The sequence below is a fragment of the Kaistia adipata DSM 17808 genome, assembly GCF_000423225.1.
Taxonomy (GTDB): domain Bacteria; phylum Pseudomonadota; class Alphaproteobacteria; order Rhizobiales; family Kaistiaceae; genus Kaistia; species Kaistia adipata.
Genome location: NZ_KE383992.1, coordinates 290,439 through 307,467, shown reverse-complemented (window position 1 = coordinate 307,467; position 17,029 = coordinate 290,439). Strand labels below are relative to the sequence as shown.

General features: G+C 67.6%; 18 protein-coding genes. 7 read left to right on the top strand and 11 right to left on the bottom strand.

Annotated features, from left to right (window positions below; all coding sequences use genetic code 11):
* Window positions 1-29: 29 nt before the first annotated feature.
* Complete coding sequence (locus G539_RS26845; RefSeq protein WP_084640170.1) at window positions 30-1,013, bottom strand: protein NO VEIN domain-containing protein; 984 nt, start codon at window positions 1,011-1,013, stop codon at window positions 30-32.
* Window positions 1,014-1,204: 191 nt separating this feature from the next.
* Window positions 1,205-2,068 carry a DMT family transporter gene (locus tag G539_RS0121675; RefSeq protein ID WP_029077068.1) on the bottom strand — a complete coding sequence of 288 codons (864 nt, stop codon included), beginning with the start codon at window positions 2,066-2,068 and terminating at the stop codon, window positions 1,205-1,207.
* Between the two features lie 482 nt (window positions 2,069-2,550).
* Between G539_RS0121675 and G539_RS25760 the strand changes: the two genes are divergently transcribed.
* Window positions 2,551-3,984 carry an aminotransferase-like domain-containing protein gene (locus G539_RS25760; RefSeq protein ID WP_051231898.1) on the top strand — a complete coding sequence of 478 codons (1,434 nt, stop codon included), beginning with the start codon at window positions 2,551-2,553 and terminating at the stop codon, window positions 3,982-3,984.
* On the opposite strand, the gene G539_RS25755 is transcribed toward G539_RS25760, so the two are convergent.
* Entirely contained in the window at window positions 3,947-4,861 is a 915-nt protein-coding gene (locus G539_RS25755; RefSeq protein WP_035832251.1) for an MBL fold metallo-hydrolase, read from the bottom strand. The two genes, G539_RS25760 and G539_RS25755, sit on opposite strands and share 38 nt — an antisense overlap.
* An 80-nt stretch (window positions 4,862-4,941) precedes the next feature.
* Here G539_RS25755 and G539_RS0121660 point away from each other — a divergent pair, with 80 nt between their 5' ends.
* From G539_RS0121660 to G539_RS0121650, 3 genes are read left to right on the top strand one after another with little or no spacing between them, the layout of a single operon-like run.
* Window positions 4,942-5,280, top strand: a complete 339-nt coding sequence (locus tag G539_RS0121660; protein WP_029077067.1) for an ArsR/SmtB family transcription factor — start codon at window positions 4,942-4,944, stop codon at window positions 5,278-5,280.
* 47 nt (window positions 5,281-5,327) lie between these two features.
* Window positions 5,328-5,855 carry a rhodanese family protein gene (locus tag G539_RS0121655; protein WP_029077066.1) on the top strand — a complete coding sequence of 176 codons (528 nt, stop codon included), beginning with the start codon at window positions 5,328-5,330 and terminating at the stop codon, window positions 5,853-5,855.
* 16 nt (window positions 5,856-5,871) lie between these two features.
* Window positions 5,872-6,660, top strand: coding sequence for a sulfite exporter TauE/SafE family protein (locus G539_RS0121650; RefSeq protein ID WP_029077065.1), 789 nt, complete (start codon window positions 5,872-5,874; stop codon window positions 6,658-6,660).
* Window positions 6,661-6,676: 16 nt separating this feature from the next.
* Here the strand turns inward: G539_RS0121650 and G539_RS0121645 are convergent, their stop codons facing one another.
* Window positions 6,677-7,117, bottom strand: a complete 441-nt coding sequence (locus G539_RS0121645; RefSeq protein WP_029077064.1) for an ion channel — start codon at window positions 7,115-7,117, stop codon at window positions 6,677-6,679.
* On the bottom strand, window positions 7,114-8,220 hold the full coding sequence (locus G539_RS0121640; RefSeq protein ID WP_029077063.1) for an AI-2E family transporter: 1,107 nt from the start codon (window positions 8,218-8,220) through the stop codon (window positions 7,114-7,116). Before G539_RS0121640 ends, G539_RS0121645 begins: the two co-directional genes overlap by 4 nt.
* A gap of 219 nt (window positions 8,221-8,439) precedes the next feature.
* Between G539_RS0121640 and G539_RS0121635 the strand changes: the two genes are divergently transcribed.
* From G539_RS0121635 to G539_RS0121625, 3 genes are all read left to right on the top strand, one after another.
* Entirely contained in the window at window positions 8,440-9,366 is a 927-nt protein-coding gene (locus G539_RS0121635; RefSeq protein WP_029077062.1) for a cation diffusion facilitator family transporter, read from the top strand.
* A gap of 130 nt (window positions 9,367-9,496) precedes the next feature.
* Window positions 9,497-10,210: a DUF899 family protein gene (locus G539_RS0121630; protein WP_245576938.1), complete on the top strand. Its 714-nt coding sequence runs from the start codon at window positions 9,497-9,499 to the stop codon at window positions 10,208-10,210.
* A 30-nt stretch (window positions 10,211-10,240) separates the two neighbouring features.
* On the top strand, window positions 10,241-10,669 hold the full coding sequence (locus tag G539_RS0121625; protein WP_029077060.1) for a YciI family protein: 429 nt from the start codon (window positions 10,241-10,243) through the stop codon (window positions 10,667-10,669).
* On the opposite strand, the gene cysK is transcribed toward G539_RS0121625, so the two are convergent.
* The 6 genes from cysK to ubiE all read right to left on the bottom strand — a co-directional run bounded on the left by cysK (window position 10,633) and on the right by ubiE (window position 16,879).
* Window positions 10,633-11,610, bottom strand: a complete 978-nt coding sequence (gene cysK / locus G539_RS0121620) for a cysteine synthase A (protein WP_029077059.1) — start codon at window positions 11,608-11,610, stop codon at window positions 10,633-10,635. The two genes, G539_RS0121625 and cysK, sit on opposite strands and share 37 nt — an antisense overlap.
* Window positions 11,611-11,659: 49 nt before the next feature.
* Complete coding sequence (gene dut, locus G539_RS0121615; RefSeq protein WP_029077058.1) at window positions 11,660-12,136, bottom strand: dUTP diphosphatase; 477 nt, start codon at window positions 12,134-12,136, stop codon at window positions 11,660-11,662.
* Between the two features lie 38 nt (window positions 12,137-12,174).
* Window positions 12,175-13,122 carry an Lnb N-terminal periplasmic domain-containing protein gene (locus G539_RS0121610; protein WP_245576937.1) on the bottom strand — a complete coding sequence of 316 codons (948 nt, stop codon included), beginning with the start codon at window positions 13,120-13,122 and terminating at the stop codon, window positions 12,175-12,177.
* An 80-nt stretch (window positions 13,123-13,202) separates the two neighbouring features.
* Window positions 13,203-14,465 carry a bifunctional phosphopantothenoylcysteine decarboxylase/phosphopantothenate--cysteine ligase CoaBC gene (gene coaBC, locus G539_RS0121605; RefSeq protein WP_029077056.1) on the bottom strand — a complete coding sequence of 421 codons (1,263 nt, stop codon included), beginning with the start codon at window positions 14,463-14,465 and terminating at the stop codon, window positions 13,203-13,205.
* Window positions 14,466-14,502: 37 nt separating this feature from the next.
* Window positions 14,503-16,077 carry a 2-polyprenylphenol 6-hydroxylase gene (gene ubiB / locus G539_RS0121600; RefSeq protein WP_029077055.1) on the bottom strand — a complete coding sequence of 525 codons (1,575 nt, stop codon included), beginning with the start codon at window positions 16,075-16,077 and terminating at the stop codon, window positions 14,503-14,505.
* A gap of 4 nt (window positions 16,078-16,081) precedes the next feature.
* The gene (ubiE, locus tag G539_RS0121595) at window positions 16,082-16,879 is read right to left on the bottom strand and encodes a bifunctional demethylmenaquinone methyltransferase/2-methoxy-6-polyprenyl-1,4-benzoquinol methylase UbiE (RefSeq protein WP_029077054.1); all 798 of its coding nucleotides are present in this window, start codon (window positions 16,877-16,879) and stop codon (window positions 16,082-16,084) included.
* Window positions 16,880-17,029: the final 150 nt, after the last annotated feature.

The window sequence follows — 17,029 nt, the reverse complement described above, 5'->3', positions numbered from 1 at the left end:
TGAGGGGCGTACGTCAGGGGAGGGGAGGACTATGGTGTCGATGCAGAGAGTCTCGCGGCAACCACAGGGAGAATATCTAGCTCTCGTCCGTCGTCGCTGATCCAGACAGGGCTATCATTTGTGCTTCTCTCGAGGTCATGTCGAAATACGTGTGCTGATGGATCTTCGAGGGCGGTCGTGACAATATATATAATGTAGCTCGATCTGTGCTCTTTTGAATTCATCTTGTTATATTCGTTTGGTGTAAGTTCCACCATTAGCGCCGAGCCAGATAGCCCCTTAACTTCAATCTTTAGTATCTCGCCGGCGGCAGAAGTCGCTTCGAGATCCCAGCCAAGATTGTCTGCCTCGACACTCCTTACGGCGTGATTCCCTCCGTCTGGGGACTTGAAGTATGCCGTGGCGTGCTGGATTGCAGCTCTCTCAATCTTCCTACGGAGCTCCGGGTCAGATTGACTTGGCGCTCCCCTGGAGGCTAAGCGCTTTCCGCCGCTGTCTATGTATTCAGCAACGTCTTTTCTGAAATTGTCATCTTTCCCGTACCAGATAGGGCTCTGTCCTAGATTTCCCTCTTCTTTTGCTGTCGGAATGAGGAATACGCGAGCGTCAACTTTGAGCAACTTGGCCTTATCAGCGGGCGCCTCTATATGATAGTCAACCTCAATTGATCGCTCACGCTTGATTCGTACGTGTCCGATGTCCCGATACACAGTGGCATCACGATACCAGCCGACGATGTAAGTACGCCTGTTTCGGGGATTTCGAGCGAGCCAGACTACGGTAATTCCAGAAATCGATTTGGATGATCGTAGGCCGCCTAGTCGCGCCAGATTGATGCGCGCTGACCGAGGAACATAGCCGTATAGTTTCCCTCTTCTTGGAACGAAATTCCAGGTTTCGTATCCAATGTTGCTATGCTTCAAATGCCCAAATCCGCCCAAGGTTGGATCGCTTGCGGAGAGTCCGGCATATTCAATCATCCAGCCAACGTTTACGAACAGCAATTGCGTCACTGGATTGTTATCCTCGCAGGTCGGGAGCTGGTAGGAAAAGAATATCGCCCAGCTAATACGATCGAACTTGCTAGTGTCGTTAGGATGGCACGTAGTTGTTAGTCCTGCAATCAGGGGGTGTTAATATTGGTCGATTGGCGTTGTGCTGCGTCACCCCCTGCATTGGGGGGCTCGCACTGCCTCCATCCCCCTCACCCCGCAAACCGCTTCGCCCCGAACACGCACGCGATGACGGCGACCGTCGCGGCGAGCATGCTGGTCGAGACCGGTTCGCCGAGCAGGAGGGCGGCGAGCGCCAGGCCCATCAGGGGCTGCAGCAGCTGCAGCTGGCCGACGGCGGCGATGCCGCCGAGCGCCAGGCCGCGATACCAGAAGACGAAGCCGATCAGCATGCTGAACAGCGAGACATAGGCGAGGCCGAGCCAGGCCGGCGTTGCGATCGAGCCGAGGCTTTCGGGGCGGACGAGGAGGGCGACGACGAGCATGGGCGGCAGCGACAGCACGAGCGCCCAGGAGATCACCTGCCAGCCGCCGAGCCGGCGGGACAACCTCCCGCCCTCGGCATAGCCGAGGCCGCAGACGAGGATGGCGCCGAGCATCAGGAGATCGCCGGCGGGGCTCGCTGCAATCCCTTGTGAAAGGGCGAAGCCGGCGACGGCGGCGCTGCCGAGGCCGGAGAACAGCCAGAAGGCCGGGCGCGGCCGCTCGCCGCCGCGCAGCACGCCGAAGAGCGCGGTCGCGAGCGGCAGCAGGCCGACGAAGACGATCGAATGCGCCGCCGTGACATGGCGGAGCGCCAGCGCGGTCAGGAGCGGGAAGCCGACGACGACGCCGAGCGAGACAATGGCAAGCGGCACGAGGTCCCCCTTCGCCGGGCGCGGCGCGCGCAGGAGGGCGAGCAGCACCAGGGCGAGAAAGCCGGCGATGGTGGCGCGCGCGACCGTCAGGAAGACGGGATCGAAACCGACGACGGCGAGCCTTGTTGCCGGCAGCGAGCCGGAAAAGATCGTCACCCCGATGAAGCCCGAGAGCCAGCCATCCGTCGTCCTGTCCATTTTCTTCCTGTCTCTTCTTTCTTGCGCTCGCGGGGCGGGCGGGTCCGAGGCGGCCACTGCAAAACGCCGCCCGCAACAGGCTGAGGAGGCCCGCAAAGCCGTCTCGAAGCACGCAGGCGCGGTCGTGCCATCGATCGGGTGCCCCGGGGCCGTGCGTCCTTCGAGGCCCGAGCTCCGCTCGGGCGCCTCAGGATGATGGCAATCGGGCGTTGCGGGACGGCCACCCTCGCTCGCCTGCCCGGTTGCCCTTTACCTCTCCCTGAGGGAGAGGTCGGCCCGGCAGGGCCGGGTGAGGGTTTGCGGCCTCTCCGGATAGTTCCCTAAACCCTCACCCGCCGGCCTTCGGCCGTCGACCTCTCCCTCAGGGAGAGGTGAAGGGGTGCCATCCCAAGTTCCCTCGTCTATCCCGCCTTTCCCATCGCCACGCCAGAGACGGTGCGATACAGTTGCGCCAAACTGTACCGGTCACGGGAGCGATACGGATGGAGGCGGGCGGGACGCGGATCGAGCGGGTGATGGCGGCGATCCGGGGCCGGGTGGCGAGCCGCAGCCTGCCGGCCGGCGCCAGGCTGCCGTCGATCCGGGCGCTGGCGAAAACCATGCAGGTCTCGGCCGCGACGGTGGTCGAGGCCTATGAGCGGCTGGGGGCGGAGGGGCTGATCCGGGCGCGGCCGGGCTCCGGCTTCTATGTCGCGAGCGCCGCGGCGCCGCTGTCGCTTGCGGCGATCGGGCCGAAGCGCGACCGCGCCATCGATCCGCTCTGGGTGTCGCGCCAGTCGCTCGATGCGGAAACGGGGGATCTGAAGCCCGGCTGCGGCTGGCTGCCGCCCGACTGGCTGCCCGAGGCCGGCATGCGGCGGGCGCTGCGAGGGCTGGCGCGGGCCGAGGGCGCGGCGCTGTTCGACTACGGCACGCCGCTCGGCCTGCCGGCGCTGCGGCAGTGGATCGCCCGCCGGCTGGCGGAAAAGGGGGTCGAGGCGGCGCCCGACGCCATCCTGCTTACCGAGAGCGGCACGCAGAGCATCGATCTGATTTGCCGGCTCATGGTCTCGCCCGGCGACGTCGTGCTGGTCGACGACCCCTGCTATTTCAATTTCCAGGCGCTGTTGCGGGCGCATCGGGTGACCATCGTCGGCGTGCCGATGACGCCGAACGGGCCGGATGTCGAGGCGTTCGGACAAGTCTGCGCGGAAAGGAAGCCGCGGCTCTACATCACCAATTCGGCGATCCACAACCCGACCGGCGCGACGCTCTCGCCGGTCACGGCGCATCGGATCCTGAAGCTCGCCGACGAGCACGGGATCACCATCGTCGAGGACGACATCTTCGCCGATTTCGAGCTGACGCCGGCGCCGCGCCTCGCCGCCTTCGACGGGCTGGAGCGGGTGGTCGAGATCGGCTCCTTCTCGAAGACGCTGTCGGCCTCGGCGCGCTGCGGCTTCATCGCGGCGCGGCCGGACTGGATCGAGGCGCTGACCGATCTGAAGATCGCGACGACCTTCGGCGGCGGCAGGCTCAATGCCGAGCTGACGCTGGCGCTGCTGCGCGACGGTTCTCATCGCAGGCATCTCGACGGGCTGCGGCTGCGGCTCGCCCGCGCGTTCGCCGAGGTGACGCCAAAGCTCCGCGCGCTCGGCCTCCGGCCCTGGATCGAGCCCGAGGCCGGCATGTTCCTGTGGTGCCTGCTGCCGGACCAACTCGACGCCGCCGACGTCGCCCGCGCGGCGCTGGAAGAGGGCGTCGTGTTGGCGCCCGGCAACGTGTTCAGCGTCTCGCAGACGGCCGGCAGCTATATGCGCTTCAACGTCGCGCAATGCGCGGATCCCCGCGTCTTCACCGTGCTGGCGCGGGCGATCCGGCAGGCGGCGGCCGCGCCGCTCAGGCGAGAAGGCTCTCCGCCCCCGTCTTCGCCCTGACCGGGATCTTCAGGTAGCGGACGCCGTTCGCCTCGGCCTCCGGGAAGCGGCCGGCGCGGATGTTGACCTGGATCGAGGGCAGCAGCAGCACCGGCGCCGCGAGCGTCGCGTCGCGCGTCTCGCGCAGAAGGACGAATTCGTCCTCGCCGGCGCCGCTTGCCGAGGCGCCGACATGCACATTGGCGGCGCGCTGGTCGGCGACCGTCGTCTCCCAGGCATAGTGGTCGCGGCCCGGCGCCTTGTAGTCGTGGCAGAGGAAGAGTTTCGTCTCGCCCGGCAGCTCAAGCAGGCGGCGGATCGAGCGGTAGAGCGTGCGCGCGTCGCCGCCCGGGAAATCGGCCCGCGCCGTGCCGTAGTCCGGCATGAACAGCGTGTCGCCGACAAAGGCGGCGTCGCCGATCCGGTAGACGATGTCGGCCGGCGTGTGGCCGGGCGTGTGCATCACGGAGAATTCCAGCGTGCCGAGCGGGAAGCGGTCGCCATCGGCGAAGAGCCGGTCGAAATCGCTGCCGTCGGTCTTGAGGTCGGTGGCGTTGAACATCGGCCGGAAGATCTTCTGCACGGCCTTGATGTGCTCGCCGATGCCGATCTTCGCCCCCGTCTTCGCCTTGATGTAGGGCGCGCCGGAGAGGTGGTCGGCATGGGCGTGGGTCTCGAGCGCCCAGACGATCGCGTAGCCCGCCTCCGCCGCCGCGGCGAGGATGGCGTCGGCCGAGCGCACGTCGACCGTGCCGGCGCGATGGTCATAGTCGAGCACCGGGTCGATCACCGCCGCCTGGCCGGTCATGGGATCGGCGACGAGATAGCTGATCGTGTTGGTCGGCTCGTCGAAGAAGGCGCGGATGACGGGCGCGGTCCGGTTCGCTTCGGTCGTCATGCTGAATTCCTTTCGTTGGATTGCTTGACATATATATTAGCGATATCTAATTTAGCAATCACTAAAGCAAAGGAAACGCGATGCCCGCCAGCCTGGATCTCGATCCGCTCGATCTCGCCGCCTTCGAGGCCAAGGCCACGGAGGTCGCCGAGCTGCTGCGCGCGCTCGGCAACGAGCGGCGGCTGATGATGCTGTGCAAGCTGGTCGAGCAGGGCGAGATGACGGTCGGCGCGCTGGCCGATGCGGTGGCGCTCAGCCAGTCGGCGCTGTCGCAGCATCTCGCCAGGATGCGGGACGAGAACATCGTCACCTTCCGGCGCGACGGCCAGACGCTCTGGTACCGCATCGCCGACCCGCGCATCGAGGAAATGATGGCGGTGCTGCACCGGCTCTATTGCCGGCCGCCCGTCGCCTGCTGACCCTCGAAGTAGCTCAAGAAAACTCGGAAGAACCACAAAGGAAGATCATGTCGCTGCAACCGATCACCCCCGCCAGGGCCCAGCAACTCGTCGCCGCCGGCGCCGTCCTCGTCGACATCCGCGATCCCGACGAATATCGCCGCGAGCACATCGCCGGCGCGCGGCCGCGGCCGCTTTCGACGCTCGGCGCCTCGCTCGATACCGAGCCCGGCCGCATCGTCATCTTCCAGTGCCGCTCCGGCGCCCGCACCTCGGCGCATGAAGCTCGCCTTGCGGCGGCGGCCGGCTGCGAGGCCTATCGCCTCGATGGCGGGCTGGACGCCTGGAAGAAGGCGGGCCTGCCGGTGGTCGCCGACAAGCGCCAGCCGCTCGAGCTGATGCGCCAGGTGCAGATCGGTGCCGGCAGCCTCGTGCTCGTCGGCGCCGCGCTCGGCACCTTCGTGAACCCGGCCTTCTATGCCCTGTCGGCCTTTGTCGGCGCCGGCCTCGTCTTCGCTGGCGTGACGGGCACCTGCGCCATGGCGCGCATCCTGCGGCGGATGCCGTGGAACCGTCCCGCCGTGACGGCGGCCTGACGAGAAGGAGAGAGGCATGACCATCGTGTTCTCGGATCTGCTGGCATCCGGTTTCGGCTCGGTGGTCGGCTTCGTTCTCGGCCTGGTCGGCGGCGGCGGGTCGATCCTCGCCGTGCCGTTCCTGGTCTATGGTGTCGGTGTCGCCTCGCCGCATGTGGCGATCGGCACCGGCACCGTCGCCGTCGCCGTCAGCGCGCTGGCCAATCTGGTGCCGCATTGGCGCTCCGGGCGGGTCAAGTGGCGCTGCGGCGCGGTCTTCGCGCTTTCCGGCGTCGTCGGCGCGCTGGCCGGGGCCGAGCTCGCCAAGGCGGTCGACGGCCAGCGTCTGCTGATGCTGTTCGGCGTGCTGATGGTGGTGGTCGGGCTGGTGATGTTGCGGCGCCGCGGCGCCGCCGGCGATCCGGATGTCCATCTGTCGCGCGCCACCGCCCGCCAGCTTCTGCCCCGCCTTGTCGCCGCCGGCTTTTCGGTTGGCGCGCTGTCGGGCTTCTTCGGCATTGGAGGCGGCTTTCTGATCGTGCCGGGTCTGATGCTGGCGACCGGCATGCCGCTCGCCTTCGCCATCGGCACCTCGCTGGTCGCCGTCAGCGCCTTCGGCGCGGCGACGGCGTCGAGCTACGCCATGAGCGGGCTGGTCGACTGGCGCCTGGCGGCGATTTTCGTGCTGGGCGGCCTGGTCGGCGGTCTCGGCGGCGCGGCGCTCGGCCGCAAGCTTTCGGGGCGCAAGGCGCTGCTCGGCCAGATCTTCGCCGGCGTCGTGATCACCGTCGGCACTTACGTCCTGCTGCGCGGCTTCCTCGCCTGACGGCTGGCGGCCGCGCTCAGTTCGGCGCGTGGAGGGACAGCCATTTGAAGATCGCCCGCTGCACGGCGGCGAAGAACATCGCCGTCGTGATGCCGAACATCATCAGCCCGTTCGCGGCCTGCAGCGGCGCCAGCAGCCGCGTGCGGTCCTGCAGCACGACATCGCCGTAGCCGAGCGAGGTGAAGGTGACGCCGGAGAAATACCAGGCGGTCTGCATCTCGTCGAAGGCGCCGAGCCCCCTGTAGATCAGCGCCCAGAGCGTGATCTGCACGATGTTGCCGAACATCAGAACGATCATAAGCACCGAGAACTGAATGAAGACCGTCCGTCGCGGCGTCGGCCCGAGCGGTCGATTCTCGACATGGGCGAAGTAGCGCACGGCGACGACGGAGGCGAGTGCCTGCAGCGCCAGACAGGCCGCCATGGCGAGGAAGCCGAAGGAGACGATGAGGATCACGGCGGCGGCCCGGCGCCCGGCCCGTCCTTCGCGGCGGGGCGCCGCCGCAGCCAGTCCATCATCAGCACGAAGCCGACGGCGAGCAGCACAGGCCCGACGAACAGGCCGAGCAGCCCGTCGGCGAGCATGCCGCCGATGACGCCGATCAGGATGATCGGCATTGGCACCTCGAGGCCGCGGCCGAGCAGCATCGGCTTCAGCACATTGTCGCTGAGCCCGGCGACCAGGGCCCAGACCGCGAAGAGGACGGCCGGCGTCGGCGGCTCGGTCAGGAAGACGTAGAGGATGACGGGCAGCGTCAGCAGCGTCACCGGCACCTGCACGATGCCGAGCAGAAGCGCCGCCAGCGTCAGCAGGCCGGCCGCCGGCAGGCCGATGGCGAAGAAACCGAGGCCGACCAGGAGCGCCTGCACCACCGCCACGCCGAGGACGCCGAGCGCCACGCCGCGGATGGTGGCGACGGTGAGCGCGATCAGTCGCGCGCCGCGCGCCGCGTCGCCGGCGACGCGCTCCATCAGGCTCTGCGAGAACGCCGCCGCGCCCTTGCCATAGGCAACGAGCACGGCCGCGATGCCGAAGGACAGCACGAAGGACAGCTCCGTCGTCGCCAGGCCGCTCGCGAACGAGACCAGCCAGGCCGCCGGCGCGCTCAGCACCTCGCGGTACTTGGTCAGCGCCGCCGGCATGTTGCTGGCGACCAGCGTCCAGAACTCCTTCAGCTTCGCGCCGACGAGCGGCACCTCGGCCAGCCGGGGCGGCGGCGGCGGCAGCGTTAGGCTGTGGTCCTGCAGGCCGGAGATAAGGGTAACGAGCGAGGAGCCGAGCGAGGTCACGACGATGACCATGGGCACCAGCGCGACGACGACGCCGACCAGCCCGATCAGCAGCGCTGCGTTGCGATTGCCCATCTGGTTGGCGAGGTGCCGATGCAGCGGATAGAGCATCACGGCGAGGATGATCGACCACAGCAGGATGCCCGTGAAGGGCAGCAGGATCCGGACGCAGACATAGGCGAGCGCCGCGACCAGCCCGATCCGGAGGGCTGTGTCGAGCAGGTTCAGGCGCGGCGGCGAGACAGTTGAAGTCGGAAGCTTCCGATCCATCGTGCGAGCCCTCTGAGAAATTCTAGCAGCGCGCCGGCTGGAAGGCGATGGGGGCGCGTGCCGACTTCACGATCGTTGGGGCCGCCGCCTTGGCGCGCCTGCATCCGGTTTTCGGGCTGGTTGCCGGAGCGGTTGCGTTTCTCCCGTCGTTCGGGGTTCACTCCGCCAAACAGGAATCGAAAGGCCTCGGTCGCCACGGGCGCCCGATGATCGGTAGACATGCTCAGCGAACGATCCGTCCTCCGCACCTCGATCGCCGCGACCTTCGTGGTCGCCGCCTTCGGCATCGTGTTCGGGCTCCTGTCCGGCTCGTTCTCGATCGCGTTCGATGGCTTCTATGCGCTCGCCGATGCCGGCATGACGACGCTGTCGCTCGTCGTCGCCAGCCTGATCCTGCGCTCGGCCGAGAGCGACGCGCTGTCGGGCAAGCTGCGCAACCGTTTCAGCATGGGCTTCTGGCATCTGGAGCCGATCGTGCTGGGGCTGAACGGCACGCTTTTGATCAGCGTCGCCGTCTATGCGCTGATCAACGCGATCATCTCGATCCAGTCCGGCGGCCGCGAGCTCGAATTCGGCTATGCCATCGCCTATGCGGCGACGACGCTTCTCGCCTGCATCGTGATGGCGCTGGTCGGCTGGCGGGCGAACCGGCGGATCCAGTCCGATTTCATCGACCTCGATATCAAGTCGTGGCTGATGTCGGGTGGCATCAGCGCCGCGCTCTTGGTCGCCTTCCTGATCGGCTACGCCGTGGAAGGCACGCCGCTCGACTGGATCGCGCCCTATATCGACCCGGCCGTGCTCGCGATCATCAGCCTCGTCATCATCCCGATCCCGATCGCCACCGTGCGCCGCGCCGTCGCCGACATGCTGTTGCTGACGCCGCCGGAGCTGAAGGCGCATGTCGACGCCGTGGCCGAGGAGACGGTCGCCCGGCATGGCTTCCTCGGCTATCGCGCCTATGTCGCGCGGGTCGGCCGCGCCCGCCAGATCGAGCTCTATTTCATCGTGCCGAAGAACGGCCCGGCCGAAAGGCTGGAGGCCTGGGACCGGATCCGCGACGAGATCGGCGATGCGATCGGCGACGAAAGCCACAATCGCTGGCTGACCATCGCCTTCACGACGGATACGGGCTGGGCCGAATAGAACGCTTCGGGCGAGGTGGCGCCGCACTTTTTTCGTCGCGGCATGTCGAACTTCGCCGCCGCCATTCGTTGAGGCAGGGAGACGCGGCGTTTTCGCCGCGTCGTCGAGGACCGAGCGAAGGGAAAAGGCCATGGCCCATGATCAGATGACGCCGCCGGATCTGGTTCCGGCGGCGGAGCTCGCCGCCCGCAATCGGGCGCGGATGCCGAACGAGAGCGACGCCTATCGCAAGGCGCGCACCGAGCTGCTCGCGGCCGAGATCGAGCTGCGCCGCCATATCGAGCAGGTCGCCGCGCAGCGCCGGGCGTTGCCGCCGGGCGGCCCGGTCACGAAGGACTATCGCTTCGTCGGCGAGAACGGCCCGGCCACGCTCGCCGATCTCTTCGGCGACAAGCAGACCCTCATCGCCTACAGCTACATGTATGGTCCGCAGCGCCAGCGGCCGTGTCCGATGTGCACCTCGCAGATGAGCGCCTGGGACGGCGAGGCGGAGGATATCGGCCAGCGCGCCGCCTTCGTCATGATCGCGCGCTCGCCGATCGAGAAGCTCGTCGCCTTCAAGCAGGAGCGCGGCTGGAAGGCGCTGAAGCTCTTCTCCGACGTCACCGGCGACTATACGCGCGACTATGTCGATCCGAGCGACGGCGACAGCCCCGGCCTCAACGTCTTCACCCGCCGCGACGGCACGATCCGGCACTTCTGGGCCGCCGAGATGGGTTTCGAGACGGCCGATCCCGGCCAGGACCCGCGCGGCGCGCCGGATACGATGCCGCTCTGGACCATGCTCGACATGACGCCGGAAGGTCGCGGCACCGACTGGTATCCGAGCCTCGAATACCGCTGAGGCAATCGTCCCCGTTCAGGGAGTTTTCCGATGCAATATGCCTGTCTGGTGCATGTCGACGGCGCGGCCATGGCCGCGCTGTCGAAGGAGGAGCAAGCGCGGCTCACCGACGAGACGATCGCGCATGACTGGGAGCTGCGCCGCAGCGGCCGGCTGATCCTGGCGCGGCCGCTCGAGCCGCCGGAGAACGCGGCGATCGTGCGCGTCCGCGCGGGGCGAACCACCGTCACTGACGGCCCCTATGCCGAGGCGAAGGAATTCCTCGGCGGCTTCCTGATCGTCGAGGCGGACGACATGGCGGCGGCCGTCGCGATCGCCGGCGCTTGCCCGATGGCGCGGTTCGGCAGCCTCGAGGTGCGGCCGCTGCTCGTCCAGACGCACAGCGTCACGGGCGAAGCGCGGCCGTCGCTCGATTGCAGCGTCTATTCGAGGCCTTCGAACAGCGCCGTCGACAGGTAGCGCTCGGCGAAGGACGGGATGATGATGACGATCGTCTTGCCGGCGCTTTCCGGCCGGGCGGCGACCTCGAGCGCGGCGGCGATCGCGGCGCCTGAGGAGATGCCGACCGGGATGCCCTCGACCTTGGCGATCAGGCGTGCCGTCTCCAGCGCCGTCGCGCTCGTGACCTGCACCACCTCGTCATAGATCGAGGTGTCGAGCACGCCCGGCACGAAGCCGGCGCCGATGCCCTGGATCTTGTGCGGGCCGGGCGCGCCGCCGGAGAGCACCGGGCTCTCGGCCGGCTCGACCGCGATCACCTTCAAGGAAGGCTTGCGCGGCTTCAGCACCTGGCCGACGCCGGTGATGGTGCCGCCGGTGCCGATGCCGGAAACCAGGATGTCGATGCCGCCATCCGTGTCGTTCCAGATCTCCTCGGCCGTCGTCTCGCGGTGGATCGCCGGATTGGCCGGGTTCTGGAACTGCTGCGGGATGATCGCGTCGCCGATCTCGGCCTTCAGCTCCTCGGCGCGGGCGATTGCGCCCTTCATGCCCTTGGCGCCCTCGGTCAGCACCAGCTCGGCGCCGAGCAGGCGCAGCATCTTGCGCCGTTCGATCGACATCGTCTCCGGCATGACGAGGATCAGCCGGTAGCCGCGCGCCGCGGCGACGAAGGCGAGCGCGATTCCGGTATTGCCGGAAGTCGGTTCGATCAGCGTCGTCTTGCCGGGGACGATCTTGCCCTCGGCCTCGAGCGCGTCGACCATGGCGACGCCGATGCGGTCCTTGACGCTGGCGATCGGGTTGAAGAATTCGAGCTTGGCGAGGAGGTTGGCGTCGATTCCCTTCAGCTTCGCCAGCCGGTCGAGCCGGACGATCGGCGTGTCACCGACCGTGTCGGTGATCGAGGCGTAGACCTTGCCGCGCCCGCGCTTGCCCGCCTGTTCTGATCCGTCAGCCATGCCGTGTCTCCCTGTTTCGTCCGGCGCCCTGTGCGCGAAGCCTAGATGCCTACTTGCCGCCCGTCGAGCCGAAGCCGCCGGCGCCGCGCGCCGTCTCGGCCGAGAATTCCGTCACCACGTCGAAACGCGGCCGAACCACCGGCACGAACACCATCTGGGCAATGCGGTCGCCGGGCTCGATCGTGATCGGCGTCGTGCCCTCGGCATTGCGGTTCCAGACGCTGACCAGGATCGGCCCGAGATAGTCGGCGTCGATCAGGCCGGTCGAATTGCCGAGCACCAGGCCCGTCTTGTGACCGAGGCCGGAGCGGGGAAGGATCATGGCCGCCACGAACGGATCGCGGATGAAGAGGGCGAGCCCGCTCGGCACCAGCACGGCGGGCGAACCGGCCTCGATCTGGAGCGGCGCGTCGATGGCGGCGCGCAGGTCGATCGCCGCCGCCATGTCGCTCTGATAGGCGGGCAGGCCCCACGTTGCGAGGCGCGGGTCGAGCACCTTCAGTTCGATGGTCGGCTGGTGCGGCACGGCACGCTCCTCATGCTGAATGAATGGTTACCGGAAGGCTAGCGCGGCAGCGTGCCTTCGGCGCGGATGGCGGTCGAGAAATCGGGGCTGTCGCCGGCGGCTATGCCGAGCGCGCTGATCGCCGCGCGCCGTCGGAACTCCGTCTCCGACAGACCCGTCTCAAAGCCTTGGTTCTGGTAGATATAGCTCGGCAGATAGCCCGACAGCAGGATGCGGTAATCGAAGGGCAGCGCCGGATCGAGCGCTCGCAGCAGGCGGAACACCACCGTCGTGCAGTTGGTGGTGACGGTGTTGTAGAAGGTCGGCACGGTCGCAAGCCGGTTGCCGGTCTCGACATAGGACCAGAACAACTCCCGCATGCCCGCCTTCGGCATGTGTACCGGATAGCGATAGACGTCCTCGCCGCGGATGTTGGTCCTGAGGCGGATGATGTCGCGCTCGTCGGCGGCGATCAGCGCCAGGTCGAACTCCTTGAAGAAGCCGCCAATCGAGGAGAAGCTCTCGCCCTTCTCCTTGCGGATTTCCGCTGAGAAAACAACGTGATCGCCACCCTCGAAGCCGAACGAGACGAGCGTGTGGGCGATCGCGGGGCCCGACCAGTAGGAGAGGAACAGGTCGACCGTCTCGACCTTGGAGAGGTCGTAGGTCCGCGTCTCCCAGCGCGGCGTGAACGCGGTCTCGCTCACCCAGTCGAAATTGCGGACGTTCTCCAGCGTGACGATGTCGCCGTCGCGGGCGCCGGTGACGATGTGCTCGACGTCCGGCGCCCATTCATGGTCGAAGCTCGGCTGGATCGAGGCCCACCAGAACCCAGCGGCGACCAACGCCAGCAGATAGGCGGCACGGGAAATCCACCAACGCATTGAAATATCGAGGAAAAGAACGCCGAGCGCGAAGACCGCCCAGACGGCGATGGCGACCTTCCTGCCCATCTCCGGCAGCGGCAGCTGGTACCAGAAGGCGAGGCCGACCAGCGCCGCCGTCAAGGAGATGGCAAGCCAGAGCAGCAGGCGGCCGAGCCACCGGAAGAGTGTCGCGAGCGTGCGTATGGCCCCGTCCTTCCCCGTCAGGCGGTCTTGGCGAGACGGTCGACGATCCAGTCGACGAGGCGTCGGGCCACCGCGTCCTTCGGCAGCTCGGGCCAGCTCTCGATACCGCCGGCAGTGACGAGATGCACCGTGTTGGCCGCGCCGCCCATCACGCCGGTCTCGGGCGAGACGTCGTTGGCGACGATGACGTCCGCGCCCTTGCGGCCGAGCTTTTTCTTTGCGTTTTCAAGCACATCGTCCGTCTCGGCGGCGAAGCCGACGACGAGGCCGGGCCGGCCGTCCTTGCGGTGGGCGATGGTCGCGAGGATGTCGGGGTTCTCGGTGACATGGAGCGGCGGCACATTTCCGCTGCCGTCCTTCTTCAGCTTCGAGGCGGCCTCATGCGCCGGGCGCCAGTCGGCGACGGCGGCGGCGAAGACGGCGATGTCGGCCGGCAGCGCGATCTCGACGGCCGCCAGCATGTCGCGCGCCGTCTCGACCCGGCGGACCGAGACGCCGTCGGGATCGGCGAGCCCGACCGGCCCGGCGACCAGCGTCACGCGGGCCCCGGCGGCGGCCGCCGCTGCCGCGATGGCAAAACCCTGCTTGCCGGAGGAGCGGTTGGCGATGTAGCGGACCGGGTCGATCGGTTCGTGCGTCGGCCCCGCCGTCACCAGAACATGTTTTCCAATCAATGGTTTGCTGGAGTCTGGAACGCCATTGGCTGTTGCCGCGTCGGCTCCAAGAATGGCCTCGACGGCGGCGACGATGGCGAGCGGATCGCTCATCCGGCCGGTGCCGGCCTCGCCGCTCTCGGCCATCTCGCCGCGCTCGGGTCCGACGAAGCGGATGCCGTCGGCGGCGAGCTGCGCCACGTTGCGCTTCGTCGCCGGATGCGTCCACATGGCCGGGTTCATCGCCGGGGCGACGAGGACGGGCAGGTTGGTCGCGAGCAGCACGGCGCCGGCGAGATCGCCGGCATGGCCGCCCGCCATCTTCGCCATCAGATCGGCGGTGGCCGGCGCGACGACGATGAGGTCCGCCTCGCGGGCGAGCCGGATATGGCCGACATCCTGCTCCGCCTCGCGGTCGAACAGCTCGGTATAGACGGTGCCGCCGGCGAGCGCGCCGGCCGCCAGCGGCGTGACGAACTCGGTCGCGCCCTTCGTCATCACGACGCGCACGGTGGCGCCGCGCTCCTTCAGGCGACGGATCAGGTCGAGGCTCTTATAGGCGGCGATGCCACCGGCGATGATCAGCAGTATGCGCTTTTCCGCCAGCGTCGCCGTGACATCCGCCATGACCTTCTCCCCTATCTCTCCGCGCGGCGGCGCCGCGTCAGGTGAACGCATTCCAGGCGAGCAGGATCACCGCCAGCCAGACGCCGATCGTCAGCCAGCGATTGCCGCGTCCCTCGGCCCGGCCGATCGCCTCGACCGTTTCCGGAGACAGCGTGATGCCGTCGCGGGTGGCGTCGCTCATTTGCTGCGCGATGCGGGCGCCATGCTGCAGCATGACGGGCAGCCGCGTCACGGCATGGCCGATCTCGCCGAGACCGGTCGCCGCCTCCTCGATCTTGCCGACCGGACCGAGATTGCGCTCGATCCATTCGCGCACTACCGGTTCCGAGGTCGCCCACATGTCGAACTCCGGGTCGAGCGAGCGGGAGACACCCTCGACGACGACCATGGTCTTCTGCAGCATCAGGAGCTCCGGCCGCGTCTGCATGTCGAACAGCTCGGTCACCTCGAAGAGAAGCGTCAGCAGGTTCGCCATCGAGATGTCGCTGGCCGGCTGGCCGTGGATCGGCTCGCCGATGGCGCGCAGCGCCTGGGCGAAATCCTCCGGCGCATGGCGTGCCGGGACATAGCCGGCCTCCATGTGCACCTCGGCGATGCGCAGATAGTCGCGGCGAATGAAGCCGTAGAGGATTTCGGCGAGGAAGCGGCGTTCGGCCCTTCCGAGCCGGCCCATGATGCCGAAATCGACGGCGACGACGTCGCCGGCCGCGTCGACGAAGAGATTGCCCTGGTGCATGTCGGCATGGAAGAAGCCGTCGCGCACGGCATGGCGCAGGAAGGCCTGCATCAGCCGCCGGGCGACTTCCTTGAGATCATGCCCCGCCGCCGCGATGCCGGCCGGGTCCGAGAGCTTGACGCCGTCGATCCATTCGAGCGTCAGCACGTCGCGCGCCGTGCGCGACCAGTCAACTTTCGGCACACGAAACCCGGGGTCGCCCTGGGTCCGTTCGGCCATTTCGGAGAGAGCCGCCGCCTCGAGGCGGAGGTCCATTTCCATGGAGACCGAGCGGGCCAGCGTGTCGACGACGGCGATCGGCTTCAGCCGCTTCATCGCCGGGTCGATCCGCTCGACCAGATTGGCGCCGGCATAGAAGGTCTCGAGGTCGCGATGGAAGCGTGTGCGGACGCCGGGGCGCAGCACCTTGACCGCGACGGCGCGGGTCGTGCCGTCGGCCTCGATCACCTCGGCCTTGTGCACCTGCGCGATCGAGGCGGCGGCGATCGGCGGCGAGAACTCCGGGAAGATGGCGTCGACGGGCTTGCCGAGATTGCGCTCGATCACGACCCGGGCGGCCTGTTCGCCGAACGGCTCGATCTCGTCGCGCAGCCTGCCGAGCGCCTCGGCGACGTCCTCGCCGACGAAATCGGGCCGCGTCGCCATGAACTGGCCGAGCTTCACATAGGAGGGGCCGAGCTTGTTCAGTGCCGCGGTGATGCGCTCGCCGCGGTCGGCGGCTGCGGCCGAGCGGCGCTCCAGCAGGCGGCCGAGCCGCACGCCGAGGCGGGCCGGCGGCGGCACGTCGTCGATGTCGACCAGGCTGAACGCGCCTTCGCGCGCCAGAACGAAGCCGGCCGCTGCGAGGCGGAAGAGAGCGGCGATGCCGAGCGCCATTGCGTCAGATTTTCCAGCCCGAGTGGATGGCGGCGATGCCGCCCGTCAGATTGCGATAGGAGACCTTCGAAAAGCCGGCCTGCCGGATCATCTCGGCGAAGCGTTCCTGATGCGGGAAGCGACGGATCGATTCGACGAGATAGCGGTAACTCTCGGAATCGCCGGCCACCACCTTGCCCATCGCCGGGATCAGGTTGAACGAATAGAAGTCGTAGATCTTGTCGAGACCGGGCACGTCGACGTCGGAGAATTCGAGGCAGAGGAAGCGGCCGCCCGGCTTCAGCACGCGGTAGGCCTCCTTCAGCGCCTGGTCGATGCGCGGCACGTTGCGGATGCCGAAGGCGATCGTATAGGCGTCGAAGCGGTTGTCCTCGAAGGGGAGCTCCTCGGCATTGCCCTCGACGAAGGTGACGTGGTCGGCGAGGCCGCGCTTCGCCGCGCGCTCGCGGCCGACTTCCAGCATCGAGGCATTGATGTCGCAGACGGTCGAGCGGGCGGACTTATGCGAACGCTCGACGATGCGGAACGAGATGTCGCCGGTGCCGCCGGCGACGTCGAGCACTTCGAAGGGCCGGTTGCGCGGCGGCGTCAGCCAGGACACCATCGCGTCCTTCCAGACGCGGTGCAGGCCGGCCGACATGAAGTCGTTCATCAGGTCGTAGCGGGACGCGACCTTGTGGAACACCTCGTTGACCATGCCCTGTTTGGCATCGACATCGACGTCCCGGAAGCCGAACGAGGCGCGGCCCGTCTCGGGCGCTGCGTCGGAAGCATCGGTCGGCTTCAGAGTTTCGGTCGCCATCGCGTCCCACTCCTTATATTAGGCATACGAGCCAGCGATCGGAATGCGGGGCCATTCGCATGGCGGCAACGCCGCCGCCCGATCTGGAAAAACGAAGTCCTTGATAGCCGAAGCGCTTTCCATGCGCCACGGCCCCGACACCCGCAGAGT

Coding starts and splice junctions, on each gene's coding strand:
- G539_RS0121675 (WP_029077068.1), bottom strand. CDS start 2,068: ATGGACAGGACGACGGATGGCTGGCTCTCGGGCTTCATCGGGGTGACG.
- G539_RS25760 (WP_051231898.1), top strand. CDS start 2,551: ATGGAGGCGGGCGGGACGCGGATCGAGCGGGTGATGGCGGCGATCCGG.
- G539_RS25755 (WP_035832251.1), bottom strand. CDS start 4,861: ATGACGACCGAAGCGAACCGGACCGCGCCCGTCATCCGCGCCTTCTTC.
- G539_RS0121660 (WP_029077067.1), top strand. CDS start 4,942: ATGCCCGCCAGCCTGGATCTCGATCCGCTCGATCTCGCCGCCTTCGAG.
- G539_RS0121655 (WP_029077066.1), top strand. CDS start 5,328: ATGTCGCTGCAACCGATCACCCCCGCCAGGGCCCAGCAACTCGTCGCC.
- G539_RS0121650 (WP_029077065.1), top strand. CDS start 5,872: ATGACCATCGTGTTCTCGGATCTGCTGGCATCCGGTTTCGGCTCGGTG.
- G539_RS0121640 (WP_029077063.1), bottom strand. CDS start 8,220: ATGGATCGGAAGCTTCCGACTTCAACTGTCTCGCCGCCGCGCCTGAAC.
- G539_RS0121635 (WP_029077062.1), top strand. CDS start 8,440: ATGCTCAGCGAACGATCCGTCCTCCGCACCTCGATCGCCGCGACCTTC.
- G539_RS0121630 (WP_245576938.1), top strand. CDS start 9,497: ATGGCCCATGATCAGATGACGCCGCCGGATCTGGTTCCGGCGGCGGAG.
- G539_RS0121625 (WP_029077060.1), top strand. CDS start 10,241: ATGCAATATGCCTGTCTGGTGCATGTCGACGGCGCGGCCATGGCCGCG.
- cysK (WP_029077059.1), bottom strand. CDS start 11,610: ATGGCTGACGGATCAGAACAGGCGGGCAAGCGCGGGCGCGGCAAGGTC.
- coaBC (WP_029077056.1), bottom strand. CDS start 14,465: ATGGCGGATGTCACGGCGACGCTGGCGGAAAAGCGCATACTGCTGATC.
- ubiB (WP_029077055.1), bottom strand. CDS start 16,077: ATGGCGCTCGGCATCGCCGCTCTCTTCCGCCTCGCAGCGGCCGGCTTC.
- ubiE (WP_029077054.1), bottom strand. CDS start 16,879: ATGGCGACCGAAACTCTGAAGCCGACCGATGCTTCCGACGCAGCGCCC.